The following is a 19,830-nucleotide window of genomic DNA, read 5'->3' as shown; positions in this document are numbered from 1 at the left end:
AAAATTTAAAATCTAAAATGGCATTACCTCCAGGAAGTTTAGGTTTATCACTAATTGGCGATACTCTCAACTTTTTGAAAGATTCTCAATTTGCCAAAAAACGCCACCAACAGTACGGGCCAATTTTCAAAACCAGCATCTTCGGACAACCTACCGTGTTTGTGTGCGGCCAGGAGGCGAATTTGTTTGTTTTAAGCCATGAAAACCAGTATTTTGTTGTGAGTTGGCCTCCTAGCACCAAAGCGCTGTTAGGGCCGCTTTCCTTGGCGCTGCAAACGGGTTCGGAACACCAAAATCGGCGCAAGCTACTATATCAAGCATTTCAACCGCGAGCTCTGGCGGGCTACATCGGCGGGATGGAAGATATCACGGGGCGCTACTTGCAAAGGTGGACTCAAATGAGCGAGTTTGCGTGGTATCCCGAACTGAGAAATTATACTTTTGATGTTGCAAGCAAGCTGTTAGTTGGGATTGATAATGGTTCGGATACTGCGCTAGGACATTATTTTGAGATTTTCTCGGATGGTTTATTTTCTATTCCTTTGGATTTGCCTTTTACTCGGTTTGGCAAAGCTAAAAATGGCAGAAAGTTGCTGTTAGCTGAACTAGAAAATATTATTCGTGACAGACAGCAAGGAACCCCCGGCGGTAATGATGCTTTGGGTTTGCTAATTAGCGCTCGCGATGATGAGGGCATTTCTCTGAGTTTGGAGGAGTTGAAGGATCAAGTGCTGTTGCTGTTGTTTGCGGGACACGAAACTCTGACTTCGGCGATCGCCTCTTTTTGTCTTCTCGTGGCTCAAAACCCCGATGTAATGGCAAAAATTCGCGCCGAACAACAGCAGTTTCCTGCAACTGAACCGCTAACTCTGGAACAGCTCAAACAAATGACTTATTTGGAGCAGGTGATGCGAGAAGTGCTGCGGTTGGTGCCGCCGGTGGGAGGCGGTTTTCGGCAGGTAATTAAGGCTTGCGAGTTCGGTGGCTACGAAATTCCCAAGGGTTGGAGCGTTTTGTATGAAATTAATCAGACGCATCAGGATAGCGCAGTTTATCCCGAACCCGATCGCTTTGATCCCGATCGATTTACGGGCGATCGATCGACAAATGCGAAACCTTTTAGTTACGTGCCCTTCGGCGGCGGTTTGCGGGAATGTTTGGGAAAAGAGTTCGCCCGCTTGGAAATGAAATTGTTTGCGGCGAGGATTGTTCGAGAGTGCGAATGGGAGTTGTTACCGGATCAAGATTTGAATTTAATCCGAGTACCGACTCCGCACCCGCGCGACGGTTTGCGAGTGAAATTTCGGCAAACAACTATGAATCTGAAGGATTAAACCACAGAGGACGCAGAGAACTCAGAGGAAGAGAACAGAGAGATCGATAATTCCGATATTTTATCTAACAGGGTTCTCGAAGAGCGATCGCATTTTATGAATCAACATCCAAGTGCATCGGCCCCAAATACTTAGTTAAATAAGGTGAAAACACCTCATAAATCAGCGTCAGCGGCTTACCGTGATGCCAAAACAAATAGTGTCGCCCCCAAAAAGGCCCCGACTGTTCAAAAGCTGACTCTAAAATGGCCGAATCACCCAAATAAATGCCTTGCACGTCGCGATACAATTCTGTTCGCAGCCGCGCTAAACTAGCCCAAATGGGTAAAGATTTATTGTGTAAATATTCATCTACGTGACTCGCTTCCCACCAGGAAGTCGCGTAGGCGAGGCGCTGTCCCGAAGCAGTCCGCAGCCACACTTGGCGGCGGAGGCGCGGCCCGGGCACCGCGACAATTTGCTGGGGTGCGCCGTCTGCATCGTCACCCACCAAGGACATATCGATTACGTCTACTTCTGTGGGTTCCCCTGTCAGCAGTTGCAGGTGACGGGTGGGGGAACCGTCGCCCAGGAGCAGTATTTGCCATGCCGGCGCTAGCTTAGTGTGGGGTAAACCCCTCTGTACAGCGTCTTCTGCTCCTTCCCACAGGGGGTTTAGAGCGTGCCAGGTTTGGTTGTTTTTGAATGTGAATGTTGCAGTCAAGGGTGTTTACAAAACTTAATTTTTTGTTTATTATAACGCTTCTGCAATTATCTCAAGTCAAATAGTTATAATAAACTTCGCGATCGCACTCCGACTCTCATAACCGGGTTTTGGAAGAAAAAAACGCTTTTTAGCTACCCGTGCATAATTCCTAAATACTTTTATTCGACTGATTTTATTCAACTGACAACTGACAACTGACAACTGACAACTGACAACTACTATATGTTACGAATAACCGAAATCAAACTTCCCTTAGATCATCCTGAAGATGCGATCGCCAGCGCCATACTCAAAAAGCTGCAAATCCCCCCCGAAGAATTGCTCAGCTATACCATCTTCAAGCGCAGCTACGATGCTCGCAAAAAAGCAGAAATCGTCCTTGTTTATATTGTGGATGTGGAAACGACACAGGAAAAACAACATCTGCAACGCTTCAAAAAAGATCCTCATGTCACGGTAACACCAGACACGAGTTATCGCTATGTAGCGCAAGCCCCCAGCAATTTGACGATTCGGCCCATTGTGATTGGTACGGGGCCGTGCGGTATGTTTGCAGGTCTGATGCTGGCACAAATGGGGTTTCGCCCTATCCTTTTAGAACGCGGAAAAGCAGTGCGCGATCGCACAGTTGACACCTTTGGATTTTGGAAGAAAAAAACCGAATTCAACCCAGAATCTAACGCTCAGTTTGGCGAAGGTGGTGCGGGTACTTTTTCCGATGGCAAACTCTACAGCCAAGTTAAAGATACCCAGCATTACGGGCGCAAGGTACTGACGGAACTTGTGAATGCGGGAGCTTCACCGGAAATTTTATATATTAATAAACCGCATATTGGCACGTTCAAACTGGTTGGAATTGTCCAAAGTCTTCGCGCCCAAATTGAATCATTAGGCGGAGAAATTCGGTTTCAAACTCGTGTAGAAGATATCCATATCGAAAATGGAAAAGTGCAGGGAGTTACCCTAGCCAGTGGAGAATATATTGCTAGTAATTATATAGTTCTGGCGGTGGGACACAGCGCCCGCGATACTTTTGAAATGTTATTTTCGCGCGGTGTTTACATCGAGGCTAAACCTTTTTCTATTGGTTTTCGGGTGGAACATCCGCAGCAGTTAATCGATCGCTGTCGTTTTGGCGATCGCGCGGCCCACAAACTTTTGGGCGCCGCCGATTACAAACTGGTTCACCACTGCCAAAATGGCCGTTCTGTTTACAGTTTCTGTATGTGTCCCGGTGGTTTGGTAGTGGCTGCTGCGTCGGAACCGGGGCGACTTGTGACTAACGGGATGAGTCAATATTCTCGCAATGAACGCAATGCTAACAGCGGGATTGTGGTGGGTATCACGCCGGAAGATTATCCCGGTCATCCTTTGGCGGGAATTGAATTTCAGCGTCGCCTAGAAGAACGGGCATTTGAGTTAGGAGGAGGTACTTACAACGCCCCTGGGCAGCTTGTAGGAGATTTTTTAGCGAATCGCCCTTCCACGGCGCTAGGAAGCGTGCAGCCTTCTTATACGCCGGGAGTTGTGATGACTGATTTGAGCGAAAGTTTGCCGGATTTTGCGATCGCAGCCATCCGCGAAGCGCTTCCGGCTTTTGACAAACAGATCAAAGGATTTGCGATGGATGATGCGGTTTTAACTGGGGTGGAAACGCGCACTTCTTCGCCGATTCGGATTAAGCGCAGGGAAGATTATCAGAGTTTGAATACAGAAGGCCTTTATCCTGCTGGGGAAGGTGCGGGATATGCGGGTGGAATCCTTTCGGCGGGGATTGATGGGATTAAGGTGGCGGAGGCGGTTGCTTTGAGTATTTTGCGAGAAAACCACAAAGTTTGAGGCTGGGATCAACCAACTGCAAATTCGGTGTATTGTCGGACATCAGGTGCATGATAGGCTAGCACAATTTCCTGGGAGGGGACACCTCGTGCTATTAATTGATTGGCGATCGCCTCTTCAGTCCCGTCATGCTGCACCCAAATTTTCCCATCTTTAATATCTACATGAATTATACAGCCATAAATTCGAGTGCTACTGTTTTTCCAACCCACATGAACCAGTTGATAGCGATCGCTAATTAGATCGAAAATCGTCTCACTAGCAACTGGATCGTGAGGCGATCGCCTCTGAGCTCGTTCAGTTAGCAACTCCTGAATATGTTGACGATACAAACTTATTTTATCCATTGAGAAATCTCCTTTTTTTCGGTATCATAAACTAAAAGCGAAATTTGATTACGTTCAATTACCGTTTGAATAAATGAGTATTTGACAATTTTTTTGTGAATAGCTAATGGAATTGCCAGGTAAAGAATTCTATCTGGATCGTCAAATTATAATGCAATCCGATAGTTGATAAATTGTCCCACTGCGGTATGAAACTCTGAAATAGTCGATGGTGCCAAAAACGTTTTGATTTCAACCGCAATTTTTTCACTATCCTTTGTCGCTGCTAATAACTGTTCTGCACCGAGATCGATATAAAAATCAACAAATCCCAGATCGATATGATAAGGGTCATGGGTAATTGTCCAACCCTGATTTTCGAGGGCAGTCTTGACGAGTTCGTGAAACTTATCTTTAGCTGGCATCTTTAAACAGTAGCTAAGCCCGATCGAATTTCCGTATCCGTATATTCCGGCGTCCAGCCTTCTGTGGTGGTAAAATAGCGCACTGCTTTAATTTTCCGGGCCGCAGTCAAATAAAACCAATGTTCCGTATTCGCCGGTACGTTGATAAATTCTTCTGGCTGCACCGTAAGTTCAACTTGGCTACCGTCGGGCCGCACGAAGCCAAAAATGCCCTCGCCTGCTACGATATAGCGGACTTCATCGTCAGCGTGGATGTGGCACTTATTGAATTTCGACAGCACGGTGTCGATGTTGGGAATGTCTGGGTGCAGTACGATTAAGTCGCGCTCTTGATAGCCTGCGGTTTCCTTGAGTTGCTGAAAGTAGCCGTCGAGGGCTTGCAGGATTTGCTCTTTTTGATTGTCGTCAAGAGCATCTTTCGCTAGCAATTCCAGAATTTCAGCGCTGTCACCCACGGGCCAGCGGTTGAGTTGAATGTTTAAAGGCGCGAGTTCGCGCGCAATATCGCTTAATTGAGTGTAGGTTGTACCGTTTTCGAGTTGCAGGATAGCCATTATTTCACGTTTTTATTTTTGATTCACAGACCGCGAAAGATATTGGTCGATCGCCCTTGTAGCAGAAAAACAATTTTAACGCTAATTTTAGGATTTGTGGGTGTTCGCAAGTTTGGTCGATCGACTCAACACAATTTTCCAATTAATTTGTCAGTATTTAATCAGAACCCAAAAAAGTCAGGTGTCCGTCTGTACCGCCAGCGGTTCAGTATACTGATTTTATTCATGTAATTTTTGCAACAACCATGCCTACTTATACTGGAATTTCTAGCGAAGCATTTCAGCATCCCCTCGATCGCCAAGCCGAAGAAGCGTTACGCAGCGTACCTGGATTTGACTTAATTGCCAGCAAATTTGTAGAATTTGTCTACGAACGACCGCAATTCGTTTACTTAATGGGAAATAGCATTCAAGTCGGGCCGCGCCAGTATGCCAGCATTTATCACATATTTCGGGAGTGCGTGCAGGATTTAGATGTTTTTCCAGAACCGGGTTTGTTTGTGTCTCAAAATCCCGCCGTTAACAGCTACGCCCTAGGAAAAAACCAGCCTTATATAGTGTTAAATACGGGTCTTTTAGACTTATTGGACGAGGCAGAAATCAAGGCAGTGCTAGCTCACGAGTTGGGACACATAAAATGCGGCCATCCAATTTTAAATCAAATGGCGATGTGGGCGATGAGCGTCGCCTCGACCATTGGCGAGATGACTTTCGGGCTGGGAAATATGGTCGGAAGCGGTTTAATTTACGCTTTTTATGAGTGGCGGCGCAAGGCGGAATTATCCGCAGATCGGGCGGCTTTGTTAGTAACTGATGATTTGAATAGCGTGATGAAGACGATGATGAAACTTGCGGGAGTTAGCAGTAAATATGCTGACCAATGCAGTTTGCAAGAATTTATCCGCCAGTCTGATAACTATCAAGAGCTCGATCGCGACAATCTCAATCAAGTGTATAAATTTTTACTTTACAACGGCGGCCAAGGCGTGATGCTGAGTCACCCTTTCCCGGTGGAACGCCTGCGGTATTTGCGAGACTGGGCCGCTTCGGAGGAATACCGCCAAATCAAGCTGGGAAACTACAAGCGGGCTGTGGCTGAGGGTGCGGTTGATGTGAAGTCCCAAACATCTAACAGCGAGACGGAGGCTTTACGCCGTCAGATTGAAGAATTGCAGCGGGAGATCGATCGACAAAAATCTCAGCAAAAATAACTTTAGGGTGTGCCGCAACCACCTGGTGGCTACAATTAGCGCGTTACACCACTGTTTGCGTAAGTCTGGGAAAATTTACCGGATTTGGGTGAGGGAGGAAAGTAGAAGGAAGACGGGCTAGTGAGAGACTTACTCGCAACTGGCCTCCAATCTAAAAACTGTCCTCTCCTTTCTGAAATCTGTTTCACAGAAGGTGTAGTTTAAATCTAGATAAGCTTTTAACTCAATCGGGCTAGGAAAAAAATGATTATTGATAAACCAATGAATACTCACAAACCAACTTCTAATTTTTTCGGTAATGTCGGAAAAGTGGCGATCGCCCTAACCGTGTTAGCCGCCGGTATGGCATTTACAAATCCTCCTAGAGACAAATATTTAACTTATGCTTCCGGCGTACTCCAAACCGAGTTGGAAAACACTGTCTGTAAGGATTCTCGCGTGCCTCAAGCGTTGAGCGGCGTTGCAGAGACGCTGATCGGCAGTTGCAAAAATTTGCTAACTTCGCAACGGAGTTCGATCGAACACTTGCTCGACAATACAACGGAACGTCAGAACTTAGGCGTTGTCAGCATTTACAAAACTCAAGTGGGCAAAAAAACCTATCCAACCGTTGCAGCTTTCGGTAATTTTGTCACCCTGCCACCTAGTTCTGAAAATGCTCAAAATTAGGATTAAATTAAGTTCAATTCTCAAAACCGGGTTTTCTAGAAAACCCGGTTTTTACTTGCGTAATTATATCTAAGTAAGTTTCAATAAATTCCTAGACAGCAAGCACGTATTTTTAATCGATCTCGCTATCAAACGCCAAATATTAAATTTTAATAAAAATCATAAATTGTGATGTCATTTTAATATAAAATTAACAATATAAAGTTTTATTATTTACCAATAAGTAGATAGCCATGCAATTAAGTAAGGGTGAAAGATTTAATATCTCTCAAGAAGCGCCGGATTTGAAAAAAATGGCGATCGCCCTCGGTTGGCAGGTGACAGAGGCAGGACAAAGCTACGAGATTGATGTCTCTGCGTTTATGCTAGGTTCTGACGGTAAAATACCTAACGATCAATATTTTATTTTTTACAATAACCTGCAATCCTCTGACGGTTCGGTACTGCAATCGATTCCTGCAAACAACAACCCAGGTAAAGAAAATAAGACTATTTACGGCGTTATCTTAGAAAAAGTTAATCCTGAAATTGTGGAAATAACTTTTGTTGTCACTATTCACGAAGCACAGAAAGTTAATGCAAATTTTAGCAATATCATAAATTCTTTTGTCAAGATTGTTAATTTGGATACGGGAATCGAACTTGTTCGGTATGAATTAAAAGAGAATTTTACGCGAGAAACTGCTATAGAATTTGGTCGCTTGTATCGCAAGAATGGAGAGTGGAGATTTCAGGCGGTAGGAGAAGGATATCAAGCTGGATTAAAGAGTTTTGTTGACAAGTATTGTAGCTGAAATAGAAATAACATGGCTCCGCTTAAGCGAGGCTAGGGGCGATCGGCTTTAACCCAAGTTAATTGAATTATATGTCAGTAAATCTTCGTAAATCCGGCCACAAAAAGCACATATTTTAAATCTGGCCTGCTATCAGACGCAAGTTAATATTAAGTCTTATTAAAAATAAAACATTTTGACACCAATTTATATTAAAGTGAGTGATATCAATTTTTATCTTTTATAAATAAGCAGATGGCAATGCAATTAAGTAAGGGTGAAAGATTTAATATTTCTCAAGAAGCGCCGGATTTGAAAAAAATGGCGATCGCCCTCGGTTGGCAGTTGACAGAGGCAGGACAAAGCTACGAGATTGATGTCTCTGCATTTATGCTAGCTTCTGACGGTAAAGTGCCTAACGATAAATATTTTATATTTTACAATAATCTGCAATCCTGTGACGGTTCGCTACTGCAATCGATTCCTGCACAAAACAACCCAAGTCAAAAAAACAAGACTATTTACGGCTTGATATTAGAAAAAGTTAATCCTGAAATTGAGGAAATAACTTTTGCTGTCACCATTCACGAAGCAGATAAAATTAAGGCAGATTTTAGTAATATCACAAATGCTTTTATCAAAATTTGCAATGTGGATACGGGAACCGAACTTGTTCGGTATAAATTAAAAGAGAATTTTTCGCGAGAAACTGCTGTAGAATTCGGGCGTTTGCACAGAAAGAATGGAGAGTGGAGATTTCAGGCGGTAGGACAAGGATCTCAAGCTGGATTGCAGAGTTTTGTTGACAAGTATTGTAGCAAAAATAGCAATAATACTGCTCCAATTACTAACGAGTTGGCACCGGAAATGGCAGCAGATGATTTGCAGTTGCCGGCTTGGGAGTTGGAAGTGGAGTCAGAAGCGGCAGCTTCCGGGGAGACGGAAATCCCGCCGCGATCGCAAATTAACCATCAAGTTAATTCCCGAAACCGCAAAATACCGCTAGCTTTAGCGGCAAGTTTAGGCGTTTTGGTGCTGGGGACTGGTGCAGTCGCGCTCGCCTTTATGCGATCGGGAAATGAAACGCTGAAGCAATCAAAAATACTAACCGTTGAAACGCAGAATGCAGCGCAAGCAACCGATATCAACCTACTCAGAAGTTTCGATAAACGACTTAAAGAAACGATCGCGAATTTAGAAAAAATTCCTAACTTCCCCGGCTTGGGATATCCACAGGCGAGAATTGATTTGCTGACGTTAGGCCCGAATTTGGTTGCTGTCGAGCAAAATTTACAGGCTGCAGAAAGTCTAGAAAAAGCTCAAAATTTGGCGCTGGAAGCTGCTGTGCTCGTGCAAAAACCGCCTCATCCAATGGAAGTTTGGCATCAGTCGCAGGGTAAATGGCAACAGGCGATCGCACTTTTAGAAGCGATCGATTCACGTACACCTGTTTATAATTTAGCTCAAAATAAGTTATCTAATTACCGAAAAAATCTCGCTGTTATCAGTCAAAGACTGGCGATCACTCAAAAAGCCACCAACTTCAGCAACCAAGGTTCTTTAAAAATTCAAAAGGGAGATGTTCCTGGGGCGATCGCCAATTTTACTCAAGCTTTAGGGCTGAATGCCAACATACCCCAAGCTTATCTCGGATTGGGAATTGCGAGTTCACAACAGGGAAACAAGCAGCAGGCAATTTACAATTACGATCGAGCGCTGCAATTCAATCCTAACTTGGCAGAAGCTTATTTCGGTCGCGGTCAAGCATACTATGAATTGGGAGACAAGCAAAAGGCGATCGGGAATTACGAACAAGCTATTCGCGTCAATCCTGATTATGGTTTGGCTTATTTGGAACGAGGCGCTATTCGCTGTATGTTGGGAACTAAATCGCAAGCAGTATCAGATTTTCAACAAGCTGGAGAACTTTTCTCAAAGCAGGGAGACGGCAACAATTACCAATTAGCAAAAAGCATGATTAATGAGTGTCAAGAACCGACTGCACCGGCTGTAATCTGCGATTATCGAAGGAATATCGACTCTTTGGGCCGGCGCTGCGGTGGATCTGTCAATGTTCCGATTATAATTAGAAGAAAATCTGCGATCGCTCCTTCCAACTCTAACTCCACTCAGATTGACAGCAATAGCAGCAAGCCCAAAATCTCGCCAATAGATTCTGATAGCAGCAGCACCAGAACTCGCAGCAGGAGAAGAAGTAAAAGATAAACGTCTATTGCATTAGTTAATATAGCAACCGCCAAGACGCTTAGGACGCTGTTAATGGCTAAAACGATTGATTTTATTGCTTCTTCCTTCTTCCCTCTTCCTGGTGACGTTGGACGTTCGATGGGGGAGGACAACACTAATGACTAATGACTAATGACTAATGACTTCTTCCTTCTTCTATAGATGACAAAATGTGCTGGTAAGCATCGATGGTTTGTCGGGCGAGATGTTCCCAGTTATAATACTTTTCGGCATACTCCCTGCCATTTAATCCCCTGCGCTGGCACTCCTGTGGGTTCAGAAGTGCTGATTTAATTGAATTGGCGATCGCCCCTACATCCAAAGGAGCAACCCAGCCCGCCTCTGCTTGCTCAATGTCTTCGGAAATCTGTACGCGATCGGAAATAGCAACAGGTACACCAGCAGCCATCGCTTCTGCAACAGCAATGCCAAAGTTTTCGTAATAAGAAGGTAACACAAATAAGTCAGCCTTTCTCAACAGTGCAAGTTTGGCATCACCGCTAACAAAACCCGTGATTGTGGTAAATTTTCCTAAACTTGAATTTTGTATTTGTTGTTTAATTTTTGTTTCGTAATCAGCATCTTGGGGATTGGAACCTGCTAAAATAAAATTAAACTTTATGCCGTCCGCTAAAATACTTTCTAGAGCAGGAATCAGCAAATCTAATCCTTTTTTGGGTTCTATCCGTGACATAAATAATACGACTGGCGCTTGAATAATTCGCAATAAATCAGAATAAAAAGCTGCTTTCACCCCCAAGGGAATCAGCAAATCTTGTGGAAAACAATTTTGTGAAATAGCAATATTATTTGTCTTATTTGGTAACATAAAATCTTGTGACATAGCTATCTCGCTTGGCCCGGTCAAACCAAATCTTTCTGAGATTTTAGCTTCTCGCTTGCTAGTGAAATGAATCGCAGCAGCACCTGCTAAATTAGGACGTTCTAAAAGTGCAGCATAAATCTGTTTTAAGCACTTTTTTTTCTCTAAATCTGCGGGATCGAGCATACCGCAGGGACGAATAATATACGGTAACTGGCGATTTCTAGCAATTCTAGCAGCAAAAGTAGTTACTGGTGAGAAAAGAGCGTGAATGTGGGCGAGGTCAAATTGCCTTACATTTTGATTGAACCACTGCAATAACGAGAGTGAAAACTTATATCTACGAAACGGATAACAGCGGAAATAAATAATCTGATAACCGTTTTGCTTGATTGGTTGATTTAACGGCACATCTAAGGGAGATTGACCGATATCTCCATTAGAATCTGTGGTGATAATTGTGACATCAACGCCTTGGGAAGCTAGGGCGGCAGAAAGTTCCAATACCATTTGACTCGGGCCGCCGTAGACGAGGGAAATTGAGGGAATAATTTGGATGATTCGCATGGAGGATCGTTTTTTAAATCAATATACCAACCTCTCCAATGACAAATTTAATTATCTGGAAAAGGCTGGCCATGTAGCTGTTGAGCTTCCTCTCTCTTTGTTGCTTTTATCTGGGTATTGTGAGATATTTGCTTAGAAAATTCATACATTTCACTGGCTTTGGCTTCAGTGGCTTTGACAATTTCAAGAATTTCTAGGAGTAGGCTTTCATCGGGTAATTTTTTCATGGCAATGCATCTAATTTTTCAATTACTTGTTCGATCATAATTTTAACTTCTGGAGCCATATGTAGCAAGGCTCCTAAATAATCTCCGGCTTTTTGAACATCTTCGTCAGGAACACCAGCCAGCAATATATTGCTCACAATGTTCTCTGCTTGTAAACGAGTACCTGCTACGCAGAATTGAAAATTACTGATCGAAGAAAAGTATTGCATCAGTATTTCATTTTCAGGAAACAGAGACATTGCTGTTCTAAGTGCAAAAAGTCCCTGGGTTGCTTGGCGCTCGGTATCGTTCAGTACCTGGTAGAGTTCGTTAACCAAAGGTCGTATGTCGGAAGGAATAGACATTTACCACAGTTTTTATTTGACAATCATAATTATACTGCTAATTAGAAGGAAGAAGGAAGAAGGAAGAAGGAAGAAGGAAGAAGGCTTGAGTTATCGTTGCTATAGCAGGAATAATACATATACATCTAGCTTCAGCGCGACTCGATCTGTATTTTACGTTTAATTAGGTGGATTTGCTTAAAAGTTACGATCGCTAGGAAAATTCTTTGTAAAAATCTAATAACTGTTCAGCTAAGGCTTTATTTGTATAATGGCTCATCGCTCTATGATAACCCCGATCGCCCAAATCAGCAGCAAACTCCCGCCGCTCCATCAATTGCTGCAAACAATCTCGCAAAATCCCCGCATTTCCCTCCGGGAAGACTAACCCTGCAGATCCGATGACGTGGGGAATTTCCCCGCAGTCGGAACCGATAACGGGAATTTTACAAGCCATCGCTTCAATTAAAACATGGCCGAATTGTTCTTTCCAACCCACAGTAGTTAAAGTTTTGAATTTATAGCTCGTTTGCGATGGTAATACCAAACAGTTCATTAAGTTAATATAGGGGGGGATTCTTTCGTGAGAAACGCTTTCTACCCAGATTATGCGATCGCTAATTCCCCATTCTCTAGATTTTTCTGCGAGATGCGCCTGCAATTTTCCTTGTCCTACTAACAGCCACTTCCAAGAGTTTTTTTTCAACCCTGCCAAGGCTTCAGCCAAAGTCAACAATCCTTTTTCTTCAACAAATCTACCGACAAATCCTACCACAAAATCTGTCGGTTCAACGCCTAATTTTTTTAATAAATCAGCATTTTTAGCAGTCGGTAGAAATAAAGTTTCATCTACTCCGAGTTGCGGCATTACTTTCACCGCACCTTGATAGCCTCTATCGCGCAAAATTTTCGCTCCGTCTAGGTTCCCTGCAATAATTCCGTCGGTGTGATTGAGATTGTAATTTTCTAAGGCTGAAACGGGCCAGTTCAATTTATAAGGCAGATTCCACCAGGTAAATAATATATTTTTTGCTTGCAACTTTAGTAATTTATTTAGTAAGATTAGCTGAGCGCAGGCTAGGGACTTTGATCCTTGTTCGACTTGGATAATCTGCGGTCTAAATTCGTGTAATATTTTAATTAAATCGGGGCCAAACGTTAGTAATCCTTGATTGTTTTGGCTGTAATTGGAGACGGGAACTACTTTAAATGAACCTTGTTGATAGAATCCGGTTTTGATGATTTTATTTTGTACGCCTCCAGGTTTCCAGCGTCGCGGTACTATAACTGTTACTTCAATATCGGGTTCTAAGTTGTTGGCTAATATTTTGAATTTTTCGCGATTAATGTCAACTATATATGTGTGACTGGCGACCAGAATTCTCATTTTTTGGAAGAGGGAAGAAGGAAAAAGGAAGAGGGAAGAAGGAAGAAGGAAGAGAAAAGAATAGGTGTTGAAAATTTATGTTAGTTATTGATTGAGAAGGATCTTGCTACCTGCAGCCTCTGCGATTGCTTCAATTCACTGCGCTGCATTCGCAATGAGATCATTAAGCTTTTTTGTCTTGATGGGTGTAAATTTGTCCGTCGTTCCAGAGGGACTGAATTAATGTCTTGATGGCGCTAATCAAGCCGAGGAGATAAAAAGTAAGTCTCAGAAATATTTTAAGAGGCGATCGGCTTTTATGGCAAGGCGGATTTCCCAAAACTTGGCAGTCAAAGAGTTTGGCGAAAAATTGCAGGCATTGAAAGGCTGTTAAATTTTTCAATCCCATCAGGAAGTGGTTGTGATAAAATGTGATTTGATATTCGATCGATCGCGTACTGACATCATGACATCCGCCGCTCTCCTCCCCTAAGTGAACTAAACAAGCATTGGGATCGTACCAAATTTTCATGTTAGTCGATCGCAATCTCAAACAAAAATCCGACTCCTCTCGCACAGCACTCCCCGCAAACCGCTCATCAAAAGTCAAACCCCACTCAGCAAAAATCCGCCGGCGAAACGACATATTGCAGCCTCTAGCCGAGAGCACCTGCTGCGGTTGTACCGTATGCACCAAATCGATAAAATACCAAGCAACGGCTGCATCCATCGCTTCTGGAGGCAAATATTCGATCGCCAAACCGCTGATAGAATTATCCAGTTTCATTCTGTCAAAAACCCTGCCCGCCACACATCCCACATCAGGTTTTTGTAAATAATTGCCAGCGTGAGCCGCCAAAAAACCATCTGGCAATTGTACATCATCATCAATAAATAAAATAACTTCTCCAACAGCGCGCCGCACTGCATAATTTCGAGCACCTGGTAAACTCGCCCAATCTACCCGAAACCACCTAATTTTTCCCGCATTTGCCAATTCGTTCAAATAAACTTGAGTTTCCAATTCATGGGTGCGAGTTTGATCGATTACCAGCACTTCAAAATTATCGTAATTTTGCCGAATCGCATCAGCCAGTGTCTCTCGCAAAGGTTGCTCGCGATTGTAGGTAGGTATCACAACAGAAATCATCATGGCACTTGCCGCCAAAGTATTCAATTTGAAACTTGAGATTTGAGATTTGAAGAAGAAGGAAGAAGGAATATCAAAGCAGGAATATCAAAGCAGGATCAGAAATTAGTTTTAAACCAAGAGACTGAATCTCTATAATTTTCCTTCTTCCCTCTTCCTTCTTCCCTCTTCCTTCTTCCCTCTTCCTTCTTCCTTCTTCCCTCTTCCTTCTTCCTTCTTCCTTCAGATCAAAGAGATTGGTATTTCTGAACTGCCAACACCAAATTATCAGTCCAGAAATTAGCCAATTCGGCGCTGGCAGCTTCTACCATAACTCGGATCAGCGGTTCAGTGCCAGAAGCGCGAACCAAAATTCGTCCCTGTTCTCCCATTGCAGTTTTAGCACGGACGATCGCCCCTTGCAAAATTTCGCACTCGTGCCATTTTAGGCGTTTTTCCCGATCGTCCACCCGCACATTTACCAGCAACTGCGGATAAGTTTGGAAACTGCCGCTGACCAATTGCGCTAAAGATTCCCCGGATTGGCGCACCAGCGAAGCTATGTGCAAAGCTGTGAGCAAACCATCGCCACTAATACCAAAATGCGGACAAAGAATGTGTCCCGACTGTTCGCCGCCCAACATCGCACCGGTGCGCTGCATTTCAGCGTGAACGTGCTGATCTCCCACGTTCGTTCTAGTTAGTTTTCCTCCTAATTTTTCCCAAGCTCGCTCGAAGCCGAGGTTAGCCATTACAGTAGAAATAATTAAATTGGACGGTAACTGTTCGGAGGCGCGCAACTGCCGACCCCACAGATAAAGAATGTAATCGCCGTCAATCGATCGACCTTTGTTGTCAACACCCAAAACTCGATCGGCATCGCCATCAAAAGCAAATCCCACATCGGCATTGTGTTCCAAAACCGCCGCTTGCAAACTTTCGAGATGAGTAGAACCGCAGTTAACATTAATGCGATCGCCATCAGGAGAGTCGTGCAAACAGATAACATCCGCCCCCATTTTCTCAAATACCGCCGGTGCCAAACCAGCCGCCGCCCCCCAAGCCAAATCCAAAACCACCCGCATTCCCGACAAATTCATCTCTTGCAGCGAATCAGAGAGAGAAGCAGCATAATCTTTCACCAACTCCTGGCGGTGGTAGTGGTGTCCCAAAGCAAAACTAGCAACCGGAACCTTAGCCCCCCGGATTCCCGCTTCGATTTGTTCCTGCAACTGTTGCGACAGCTTAGAGCCGTTTGAGCCAAAAAACTTAATCCCGTTATCTTCAGGGGGATTGTGAGAAGCCGAAATCATCACACCGCCGACAGAATCCGAAATGCTTGCCAGATAAGCAACGCAGGGAGTCGGACACAAGCCCAAATTCCACACTTCTAAACCGGCCGCTGTCAAACCCGCAGATAGCGCCATTGCCAGCATATCGCTAGAATTCCTGCTGTCTTGCCCCAACATCACATGGCCCTGGTTGGGGGCATTTTGGCGGAGAACTTGCCCAGCCCAGAAGCCAATTTGCAGCGCTAGGGATGCAGTCAGCAATTCTCCCACTTTCCCGCGAATGCCGTCTGTGCCGAAGAGTTTTGTATTTGGCAGCGGGGCGCTATCTCCCAGCAGAATCGTATCGCGTTTGACTGGGCTTGCTGAATTAACAGCCGGAAACTCGCTGCCGCGATGGCGCGAAGGTGTCTGAACCATATTCACTCCTTTAGGAATATTCACACTCACACTTTGCAGTTCATGTTACAACTGAAAGTCTTTATTTTCAGCGTAAACTCGATTTATTTCGGGGATTTATCAGGTAACGTACCCTGTCAACCTACGCACAAAGTTTAACTTTTCGGGAAAAATTTGTATCGGACTCAAGGGCTAAATTTTACGATCGGCAGGCGCTTGCAGGATGGTTGAGACCGCTATTCGGGACGATCGCACTGCGCGATCGTTCGGATCTGGGCGGGATTTGATATTATGATGCTGATGCCGTTTGAGCTGGTCAGCCACTGCGGGCATAGAAAGTTAATGCTGTATTGCCGTATATTTTTTGTCGGCAAATTTCTAGGCCGGGAATCGGTTGTGTCGATCGATCGGGGCTGTGTTCGATCGCAATTTCGCCATCAGGTGCTAGCATTTCTTGGCTGGCGAGCTTGTTTAACAGAGGTTCGTACAAGTCGCTGGCGTAGGGCGGATCGAAGTAAACGCGATCGAACTGCTGTCCTCCCAGCGCCCCCAATTTTACCATCGCGTTTCCCCGCAGGATTTGGAATGTTTGGGAAGAGCCTGCTACTTTCTCCCAGTTTTCATGAATAATCGCACAAGCTTTCGCCGACTGTTCGATGCCAGTAACACTAGCCGCCCCCCGACACAAAGCTTCTGCGCCCATCGAGCCGCTGCCGGTACAAATGTCAAGCCATCTGCAACCTGCGATCGTCCCCTGCCAAATATTAAACAAAGCTTCTCTGACTCGCGAAGGCGTAGGACGAGTGGCTAGTCCCGGCAGAGTTTTGATTTGGCGGTTGCCGCAGATTCTCAAGCTCATTTAACACCCAATTTGTCACACTATTTTATAATTAATTTGATTCGCCAAACTAAGTTGGAATGCAAGGCTGCATCTCCGACTTAGCAGCATTTCTTTGAGTGCTTTGGCGAGTTCGCCCCGGCCCAAAATATCTGCATAAATTGGGGAATATCTCCCGAAAGCATTAAGAGTGCCAGCGTCTCGATCGCTAGCTGTACAATACTCGCGATCGCCCGAAACCGATTCTGCGATCGATCGCCAGCGGGGATGCCCTATAATATCAAATCCCGTAGCATCGGAATTATATAGTGCCGTCGCGCTGGCGATCGACTTCGCCAGCGCGACCTCACTATCAATGATTTAAATATGTGATTTCGATGCTATCGGAAACGATATAAAAGCTGGCTTGATGCTCCCTGGCCGTCGGTAATTATAAATGACGATCGCCATTTTGTCTGTCAAATATCATACATTTGGCAGATGCTCCTGTCGCTCAACCTATGATGTATCCAACTAAAAAATAAAATAATGGCTGGAAAAAAGCTAATGTCCCATCTCAAATTGGCTGAAACTCGCTCTAATCAAGGGTTTTTTGAAGTGATAAAGCTCTCTTGAGAGAGGGGATAATATCGACTATCGCTTGGCAAACAGCCAGCTTACTGTTATACTTCTGTCAAGCCAGCAGGGAATGTCTGAAAAATCGAAGCAAATTGGGATAGACAAGCCCGATGTTGAAACATACTTCGAGGATAACGCCTGCGGCTGGCATCCAAAAAACGATCGAATAGTTGATAAAAAAAATAGAATCGTTAAATTGGAGCAAAAATATGATGTTACATGGAATCAATCAGTAAATATGAGAATTGGCGCAACGTATCTGGGCAATAATCGCTGTGAATTTACGCTATGGGCACCCTTGTTACAAGATGTAGCAGTCCAAATCACAGCACCCGAACCACAACTAATCTCCATGCAAAAAAAACGGAGAGGATATTGGACTGTCACAGCCCAAGGGGTGTCTCCAGGTACGCTTTATACCTATCAACTAGATGGAAAGACAACGCTACCAGATCCAGCATCCTATAGTCAACCCGAAGGCGTTCACAACCCCTCAGAAGTAGTCGATCAAAGTGCATTTGTTTGGAACGATGCCGACTGGCAAGGGATTGCTCTGGCAGACTATATCATGTACGAGGTACACGTAGGCGCGTTTACCGAAGAAGGAACATTCGAGGCAATGATTGACCGTCTCGATGACTTGAAAGAATTGGGAGTTAACGCGATCGAAATTATGCCCGTGGCGCAGTTTCCGGGCGATCGCAATTGGGGCTACGATGGCGTATATCCCTTTGCCGTTCAATCCTCCTACGGCGGCGTTAACGGCTTGAAAACCCTAGTCGATGCTTGCCACCAAAAAGGCTTAGCCGTTGTCCTAGATGTCGTCTACAATCACCTAGGCCCCGAAGGCAACTATACCTCGAATTTTGCCCCCTACTTTACCGATAAATATCGTACCCCTTGGGGAAACGCCCTCAACTTTGATGATGCTGGTAGCTATGGCGTTCGCAATTTCTTTATCGAAAATGCCCTCTACTGGTTTCGGGATTGTCACATTGATGCGCTGAGGTTAGATGCCATTCACGCGATTTACGACTTCTCCGCCAAGCACTTTTTAGCCGAGTTAGCCGAAAAAACCGGAGAATTGTCCCAACAGCAAGGGCGATCGTTTTACTTAATTGCTGAAAGCGACCTCAACGACGTTCGGATTATCAATCCTCCCAGCAAAGGCGGCTACGATATCAATGCCCAATGGTGCGATGATTTTCACCACTGTTTGCACAGCCTCATTACCAAGGAAGACCTAGGTTATTACCAAGATTTTCGCGAGTTCAGAACCTTAGTGAAAGTCTTGCAAGAAGGATTTGCTTATGCAGGAGAGTATTCGGAATTTAGACAGCGCTACCACGGCAGTCCGGCGGGCAATTTCGACCCGGATCAATTCGTCGTTTGTTGCCAAAATCACGACCAAGTGGGCAACAGAATGTTAGGCGAACGGCTGGCACATTTGGTCTCGTTTGAAGCACTAAAATTGGCAGCAGCTACGGTATTGCTTTCTCCTTACATTCCTTTATTATTTATGGGGGAAGAGTACGCTGAAGAAGCACCATTTCTGTATTTTGTCAGCCACGGCGATCCAGATTTAGTCGAGTCGGTGCGCCAGGGAAGAAAGGCCGAGTTCAAAGAATTTCACCACACAGGAGAACCGCCGGACGTACAAGACAAGACAACATTTTTGCAATCAAAGCTTAATTGGAAAAAACGGCGCGAAGGCAAGCATAAAGTGTTGTTAGAGTTGTATCGAACTCTGATTAAACTTCGCCAAGAAATTCCTGCCTTGAAGTGTCGCGATCGCCAAAGCATAGATATTAACAGTTTTGACGGTGAAAAAATCATTACCCTCATCAGAAGTGTTGACGACAGCGAAGTCTTAGCAATCTTTAATTTCAGCGATACCACACAAAAAACTAAACTTGTACTACCAGAAGGAAACTGGCAAAAAGTCTTAGACTCATCCGATCCTCAGTGGATGGGGGACGGTTCGACTTTGCCCGAAAAACTTACAGGGCAAGCCGAGGTCAGCCTTCCGCATCAAAGCTTTATTCTGTATCAAGTTGAATAGTTTTCTCCTAAAAAGTCTGTAAACAAGAGGCATCTTGCCTACCATTGATATCATGTTCGATCGATGGCAATCAGCAAGGTTCGCGCGTGCGGACTGAAGTCCGCC

The 19,830-nt window shown here is 44.5% G+C and carries 18 protein-coding genes and 1 pseudogene; 8 read left to right on the top strand and 11 right to left on the bottom strand.

Annotation, left to right across the window (positions count from 1 at the left end; translation table 11 throughout):
• The first annotated feature begins 17 nt into the window (after nucleotides 1-17).
• Nucleotides 18-1,334 (top strand): cytochrome P450, encoded by a 1,317-nt coding sequence (locus QT998_RS11275; protein ID WP_333114667.1) that lies wholly within the window; start codon nucleotides 18-20, stop codon nucleotides 1,332-1,334.
• A gap of 94 nt (nucleotides 1,335-1,428) precedes the next feature.
• On the opposite strand, the gene QT998_RS11270 is transcribed toward QT998_RS11275, so the two are convergent.
• Nucleotides 1,429-2,037 carry a chorismate lyase gene (locus tag QT998_RS11270; RefSeq protein WP_333089319.1) on the bottom strand — a complete coding sequence of 203 codons (609 nt, stop codon included), beginning with the start codon at nucleotides 2,035-2,037 and terminating at the stop codon, nucleotides 1,429-1,431.
• 225 nt (nucleotides 2,038-2,262) lie between these two features.
• Between QT998_RS11270 and QT998_RS11265 the strand changes: the two genes are divergently transcribed.
• Nucleotides 2,263-3,879 (top strand): NAD(P)/FAD-dependent oxidoreductase, encoded by a 1,617-nt coding sequence (locus QT998_RS11265; protein ID WP_333114665.1) that lies wholly within the window; start codon nucleotides 2,263-2,265, stop codon nucleotides 3,877-3,879.
• 8 nt (nucleotides 3,880-3,887) lie between these two features.
• Here the strand turns inward: QT998_RS11265 and QT998_RS11260 are convergent, their stop codons facing one another.
• The 3 genes and pseudogenes from QT998_RS11260 to QT998_RS11250 all read right to left on the bottom strand — a co-directional run bounded on the left by QT998_RS11260 (nucleotide 3,888) and on the right by QT998_RS11250 (nucleotide 5,184).
• Nucleotides 3,888-4,226, bottom strand: coding sequence for a XisI protein (locus QT998_RS11260; RefSeq protein ID WP_333089323.1), 339 nt, complete (start codon nucleotides 4,224-4,226; stop codon nucleotides 3,888-3,890).
• Nucleotides 4,214-4,630, bottom strand: a pseudogene (locus QT998_RS11255) (XisH family protein). Before QT998_RS11255 ends, QT998_RS11260 begins: the two are co-directional and overlap by 13 nt.
• Before the next feature lie 2 nt (nucleotides 4,631-4,632).
• The gene (locus QT998_RS11250; protein ID WP_333089325.1) at nucleotides 4,633-5,184 is read right to left on the bottom strand and encodes a 1,2-dihydroxy-3-keto-5-methylthiopentene dioxygenase; all 552 of its coding nucleotides are present in this window, start codon (nucleotides 5,182-5,184) and stop codon (nucleotides 4,633-4,635) included.
• Between the two features lie 245 nt (nucleotides 5,185-5,429).
• On the opposite strand from QT998_RS11250, the gene QT998_RS11245 reads away from it, so the two are divergent.
• The 4 genes from QT998_RS11245 to QT998_RS11230 all read left to right on the top strand — a co-directional run bounded on the left by QT998_RS11245 (nucleotide 5,430) and on the right by QT998_RS11230 (nucleotide 10,063).
• Nucleotides 5,430-6,395 carry a M48 family metallopeptidase gene (locus tag QT998_RS11245; protein WP_333114663.1) on the top strand — a complete coding sequence of 322 codons (966 nt, stop codon included), beginning with the start codon at nucleotides 5,430-5,432 and terminating at the stop codon, nucleotides 6,393-6,395.
• Nucleotides 6,396-6,638: 243 nt separating this feature from the next.
• The gene (locus QT998_RS11240) at nucleotides 6,639-7,064 is read left to right on the top strand and encodes a DUF4359 domain-containing protein (protein WP_333089327.1); all 426 of its coding nucleotides are present in this window, start codon (nucleotides 6,639-6,641) and stop codon (nucleotides 7,062-7,064) included.
• Nucleotides 7,065-7,297: 233 nt separating this feature from the next.
• Nucleotides 7,298-7,858, top strand: coding sequence for a TerD family protein (locus QT998_RS11235; protein WP_333089328.1), 561 nt, complete (start codon nucleotides 7,298-7,300; stop codon nucleotides 7,856-7,858).
• 240 nt (nucleotides 7,859-8,098) lie between these two features.
• The gene (locus QT998_RS11230) at nucleotides 8,099-10,063 is read left to right on the top strand and encodes a TerD family protein (RefSeq protein ID WP_333218001.1); all 1,965 of its coding nucleotides are present in this window, start codon (nucleotides 8,099-8,101) and stop codon (nucleotides 10,061-10,063) included.
• A 157-nt stretch (nucleotides 10,064-10,220) separates the two neighbouring features.
• Here the strand turns inward: QT998_RS11230 and hpsP are convergent, their stop codons facing one another.
• The 7 genes from hpsP to rsmD all read right to left on the bottom strand — a co-directional run bounded on the left by hpsP (nucleotide 10,221) and on the right by rsmD (nucleotide 17,066).
• Complete coding sequence (gene hpsP / locus QT998_RS11225) at nucleotides 10,221-11,474, bottom strand: hormogonium polysaccharide biosynthesis glycosyltransferase HpsP (protein ID WP_333114661.1); 1,254 nt, start codon at nucleotides 11,472-11,474, stop codon at nucleotides 10,221-10,223.
• 47 nt (nucleotides 11,475-11,521) lie between these two features.
• Nucleotides 11,522-11,701 (bottom strand): hypothetical protein, encoded by a 180-nt coding sequence (locus QT998_RS11220; RefSeq protein ID WP_194008849.1) that lies wholly within the window; start codon nucleotides 11,699-11,701, stop codon nucleotides 11,522-11,524.
• Nucleotides 11,698-12,045, bottom strand: a complete 348-nt coding sequence (locus QT998_RS11215) for a hypothetical protein (RefSeq protein WP_333114660.1) — start codon at nucleotides 12,043-12,045, stop codon at nucleotides 11,698-11,700. The genes QT998_RS11220 and QT998_RS11215 overlap by 4 nt, the downstream gene beginning before the upstream one ends.
• 193 nt (nucleotides 12,046-12,238) lie before the next feature.
• Complete coding sequence (hpsO, locus tag QT998_RS11210; RefSeq protein WP_333114656.1) at nucleotides 12,239-13,411, bottom strand: hormogonium polysaccharide biosynthesis glycosyltransferase HpsO; 1,173 nt, start codon at nucleotides 13,409-13,411, stop codon at nucleotides 12,239-12,241.
• 163 nt (nucleotides 13,412-13,574) lie between these two features.
• Entirely contained in the window at nucleotides 13,575-14,543 is a 969-nt protein-coding gene (hpsN, locus tag QT998_RS11205) for a hormogonium polysaccharide biosynthesis glycosyltransferase HpsN (RefSeq protein ID WP_333089335.1), read from the bottom strand.
• A gap of 224 nt (nucleotides 14,544-14,767) precedes the next feature.
• Nucleotides 14,768-16,228 carry a phosphoglucosamine mutase gene (glmM, locus tag QT998_RS11200; protein WP_333089518.1) on the bottom strand — a complete coding sequence of 487 codons (1,461 nt, stop codon included), beginning with the start codon at nucleotides 16,226-16,228 and terminating at the stop codon, nucleotides 14,768-14,770.
• Nucleotides 16,229-16,523: 295 nt separating this feature from the next.
• A complete protein-coding gene (gene rsmD, locus QT998_RS11195; RefSeq protein ID WP_333089336.1) occupies nucleotides 16,524-17,066 on the bottom strand; it encodes a 16S rRNA (guanine(966)-N(2))-methyltransferase RsmD in 543 nt (180 codons plus the stop codon).
• 169 nt (nucleotides 17,067-17,235) lie between these two features.
• Between rsmD and QT998_RS11190 the strand changes: the two genes are divergently transcribed.
• The gene (locus tag QT998_RS11190; RefSeq protein WP_333089338.1) at nucleotides 17,236-17,409 is read left to right on the top strand and encodes a hypothetical protein; all 174 of its coding nucleotides are present in this window, start codon (nucleotides 17,236-17,238) and stop codon (nucleotides 17,407-17,409) included.
• A 492-nt stretch (nucleotides 17,410-17,901) separates the two neighbouring features.
• A complete protein-coding gene (gene treZ, locus QT998_RS11185; RefSeq protein ID WP_333114685.1) occupies nucleotides 17,902-19,725 on the top strand; it encodes a malto-oligosyltrehalose trehalohydrolase in 1,824 nt (607 codons plus the stop codon).
• Nucleotides 19,726-19,830 lie beyond the last annotated feature (105 nt).

This window comes from Microcoleus sp. S1D4 (assembly GCF_036700765.1).
In the GTDB taxonomy this organism is placed as follows: domain Bacteria; phylum Cyanobacteriota; class Cyanobacteriia; order Cyanobacteriales; family Microcoleaceae; genus Microcoleus.
This window is presented reverse-complemented; position numbering and strand designations above follow the sequence as displayed.

Bases quoted from the DNA above. Each gene is read 5' to 3' on its own strand.
- QT998_RS11275 (WP_333114667.1), top strand. From the start codon at position 18: ATGGCATTACCTCCAGGAAGTTTAGGTTTATCACTAATTGGCGATACT.
- QT998_RS11265 (WP_333114665.1), top strand. From the start codon at position 2,263: ATGTTACGAATAACCGAAATCAAACTTCCCTTAGATCATCCTGAAGAT.
- QT998_RS11260 (WP_333089323.1), bottom strand. From the start codon at position 4,226: ATGGATAAAATAAGTTTGTATCGTCAACATATTCAGGAGTTGCTAACT.
- QT998_RS11250 (WP_333089325.1), bottom strand. From the start codon at position 5,184: ATGGCTATCCTGCAACTCGAAAACGGTACAACCTACACTCAATTAAGC.
- QT998_RS11245 (WP_333114663.1), top strand. From the start codon at position 5,430: ATGCCTACTTATACTGGAATTTCTAGCGAAGCATTTCAGCATCCCCTC.
- QT998_RS11240 (WP_333089327.1), top strand. From the start codon at position 6,639: ATGATTATTGATAAACCAATGAATACTCACAAACCAACTTCTAATTTT.
- QT998_RS11235 (WP_333089328.1), top strand. From the start codon at position 7,298: ATGCAATTAAGTAAGGGTGAAAGATTTAATATCTCTCAAGAAGCGCCG.
- QT998_RS11230 (WP_333218001.1), top strand. From the start codon at position 8,099: ATGCAATTAAGTAAGGGTGAAAGATTTAATATTTCTCAAGAAGCGCCG.
- hpsP (WP_333114661.1), bottom strand. From the start codon at position 11,474: ATGCGAATCATCCAAATTATTCCCTCAATTTCCCTCGTCTACGGCGGC.
- QT998_RS11220 (WP_194008849.1), bottom strand. From the start codon at position 11,701: ATGAAAAAATTACCCGATGAAAGCCTACTCCTAGAAATTCTTGAAATT.
- QT998_RS11215 (WP_333114660.1), bottom strand. From the start codon at position 12,045: ATGTCTATTCCTTCCGACATACGACCTTTGGTTAACGAACTCTACCAG.
- hpsO (WP_333114656.1), bottom strand. From the start codon at position 13,411: ATGAGAATTCTGGTCGCCAGTCACACATATATAGTTGACATTAATCGC.
- hpsN (WP_333089335.1), bottom strand. From the start codon at position 14,543: ATGATGATTTCTGTTGTGATACCTACCTACAATCGCGAGCAACCTTTG.
- glmM (WP_333089518.1), bottom strand. From the start codon at position 16,228: ATGGTTCAGACACCTTCGCGCCATCGCGGCAGCGAGTTTCCGGCTGTT.
- rsmD (WP_333089336.1), bottom strand. From the start codon at position 17,066: ATGAGCTTGAGAATCTGCGGCAACCGCCAAATCAAAACTCTGCCGGGA.
- treZ (WP_333114685.1), top strand. From the start codon at position 17,902: ATGAGAATTGGCGCAACGTATCTGGGCAATAATCGCTGTGAATTTACG.